Origin of the sequence: Streptomyces sp. NPDC058375, from assembly GCF_042723425.1 — a bacterium.
Taxonomy (GTDB): Bacteria; Actinomycetota; Actinomycetes; order Streptomycetales; family Streptomycetaceae; genus Streptomyces; species Streptomyces durocortorensis.
The window spans coordinates 1-3,053 of sequence record NZ_JBHXJG010000437.1; the positions used below are offsets into that span (position 1 = coordinate 1).

2 protein-coding genes are annotated in these 3,053 nt (G+C 67.8%); both read left to right on the plus strand.

The window, feature by feature from the left end:
• Positions 1-185: 185 nt before the first annotated feature.
• Positions 186-476 carry a 30S ribosomal protein S15 gene (rpsO, locus tag ACFWM7_RS34715; RefSeq protein WP_003965855.1) on the plus strand — a complete coding sequence of 97 codons (291 nt, stop codon included), beginning with the start codon at positions 186-188 and terminating at the stop codon, positions 474-476.
• Between the two features lie 319 nt (positions 477-795).
• Complete coding sequence (locus tag ACFWM7_RS34720; RefSeq protein ID WP_383268609.1) at positions 796-3,012, plus strand: polyribonucleotide nucleotidyltransferase; 2,217 nt, start codon at positions 796-798, stop codon at positions 3,010-3,012.
• The last annotated feature ends 41 nt before the right edge of the window (positions 3,013-3,053 follow it).

Below are 3,053 nucleotides of genomic sequence, written 5' to 3' on the forward strand. Positions count from 1 at the left end.
GACCAGCGGCGGGCGGCGAGGCGTGACCCGAACGGCTGGTAGTCTGTCCGTGGCCGTTTGTGTACGCGTCCTCGGATCATCCTGGGGGCTGCGCTCATCGGACCTTCGCCTCCGAGTCACGGAAGCTCCCCTGAGATCAAGACCAGGGGCACTCGTGGGCGCTTCGAACATCAAGAGGAGTACGCGTGCCGCTCGACGCCGCTACGAAGAAGCAGATCATGTCCGAGTTCGCCCAGAAGGAGGGTGACACCGGATCCCCCGAGGTCCAGGTCGCCATGCTCTCCCGCCGGATCTCGGACCTGACGGAGCACCTCAAGACGCACAAGCACGACCACCACTCCCGTCGTGGTCTGCTGATCCTGGTCGGCCAGCGTCGCCGCCTCCTGCAGTACCTGGCCAAGAAGGACATCCAGCGCTTCCGTGCGCTCGTCGACCGCCTCGGCATCCGCCGTGGCGCGGCCGGCGGCGCCAAGTAAGGACGCTGTGGAGAGGGAGCGGTTCCCGCGTTTGAGGGGACCGCTCCCTTTGCCGTACGTGCACGACCGGTGTCAAGCTCAGTAACCTGGGTCCAGCGACACCCGCACGACCCGCAAGACCCGCGCGACGAACACGCGCGACCCGCAGGAACGAGGGAGAGGCGCTACGGCGCCGCCGCCGGTCCTCGGTAGTGGCCCCCGGGAACATGCCCGGGAGCTTCGATCGAAGACCGGCCCGCATCCATGGTGCGCCTCTCCCGCACCGTCCCCCGCCACACGGGCGCGAGGACGAAAGACGACGAGTATGGAGAAATCACTAGTGGAGAACGAGACCCACTACGCCGAGGCCGTTATCGACAACGGAACCTTCGGCACCCGCACCATCCGCTTCGAGACGGGCCGCCTGGCCAAGCAGGCCGCCGGCTCCGCCGTCGCGTACCTGGACGACGACACCATGGTGCTGTCGGCCACCACCGCTTCCAAGCGGCCCAAGGACAACCTCGACTTCTTCCCCCTCACGGTGGACGTCGAGGAGCGGCAGTACGCGGCCGGCAAGATCCCCGGCTCCTTCTTCCGCCGTGAGGGCCGGCCCTCCGAGGACGCGATCCTCACCTGCCGCCTGATCGACCGCCCGCTGCGCCCCTCCTTCAAGAAGGGCCTGCGCAACGAGATCCAGATCGTCGAGACGATCATGGCGCTCAACCCCGACCACCTGTACGACGTGGTCGCGATCAACGCCGCCTCCTGCTCCACCATCCTGGCGGGCCTGCCCTTCTCCGGCCCGATCGGCGCCACCCGCGTCGCCCTGATCAAGGGCCAGTGGGTCGCGTTCCCGACGCACACCGAGCTCGAGGACGCCGTCTTCGACATGGTCGTCGCCGGTCGCGTCCTGGAGGACGGCGACGTCGCGATCATGATGGTCGAGGCCGAGGCCACCGAGAAGACCATCCAGCTCGTCAAGGACGGCGCCGAGGCTCCCACCGAGGAGATCGTCGCCGCCGGTCTGGACGCCGCGAAGCCCTTCATCAAGGCGCTCTGCAAGGCCCAGTCGGACCTCGCCTCCAAGGCCGCCAAGCCGGTCGGCGAGTTCCCGGTCTTCCTGGACTACCAGGACGACGTCTTCGAGGCGCTCGCGACCGCCGTCACCTCCGAGCTGACGCAGGCGCTCACCATCGCCGGCAAGCAGGACCGCGAGGCCGAGCTGGACCGCGTCAAGGAGATCGCCGCAGAAAAGCTTCTGCCGGCCTTCGAGGGCCGCGAGAAGGAGATCTCCGCCGCGTACCGCTCGCTGACCAAGAAGCTGGTCCGCGAGCGCGTCATCAAGGACAAGGTCCGCATCGACGGCCGCGGCGTCACGGACATCCGTACGCTCGCCGCCGAGGTCGAGGCCATCCCGCGCGTGCACGGCTCGGCGCTGTTCGAGCGTGGCGAGACCCAGATCCTGGGCGTCACCACCCTCAACATGCTCCGCATGGAGCAGCAGCTGGACACCCTCTCCCCGGTGACCCGCAAGCGCTACATGCACAACTACAACTTCCCGCCGTACTCCGTCGGTGAGACCGGCCGCGTGGGCTCGCCCAAGCGCCGCGAGATCGGCCACGGAGCGCTCGCCGAGCGCGCCATCGTGCCGGTCCTGCCGACCCGCGAGGAGTTCCCCTACGCGATCCGCCAGGTCTCCGAAGCGCTGGGCTCCAACGGCTCGACGTCCATGGGCTCGGTCTGCGCCTCCACCATGTCGCTGCTGAACGCCGGTGTGCCCCTCAAGGCCGCCGTCGCCGGTATCGCCATGGGCCTGATCTCGCAGGAGATCGACGGCAAGACGCACTACGTCGCCCTCACCGACATCCTCGGTGCGGAGGACGCCTTCGGCGACATGGACTTCAAGGTCGCCGGCACCAAGCAGTTCGTGACCGCGCTCCAGCTCGACACCAAGCTCGACGGCATCCCCGCCTCGGTCCTGGCCGCCGCGCTGAAGCAGGCCCGTGACGCGCGCCTGCACATCCTGGACGTCATGAACGAGGCCATCGACGTCCCGGACGAGATGTCCCCGAACGCCCCCCGGATCATCACCGTCAAGATCCCGGTGGACAAGATCGGTGAGGTCATCGGCCCCAAGGGCAAGATGATCAACCAGATCCAGGAGGACACCGGCGCCGACATCACGATCGAGGACGACGGCACCATCTACATCGGTGCCCAGCAGGGCTCGCAGGCCGAGGCCGCCCGCGCCACGATCAACGCGATCGCCAACCCGACCATGCCGGAGGTCGGCGAGCGCTACCTGGGTACGGTCGTCAAGACCACCACCTTCGGTGCGTTCGTCTCGCTCATGCCGGGCAAGGACGGTCTGCTGCACATCTCGCAGATCCGCAAGCTCGCCGGTGGCAAGCGCGTGGAGAACGTCGAGGACGTGCTCGGCGTCGGCGCCAAGGTCCAGGTCGAGATCGCCGAGATCGACTCGCGCGGCAAGCTCTCGCTGATCCCGGTCGTCGAGGGTGAAGACGAGGACGAGAAGAAGGACGACACCGACAAGTGACGTCCCGTAGTTCCGCGACGACGGCCCGCACCTCTTCGGAG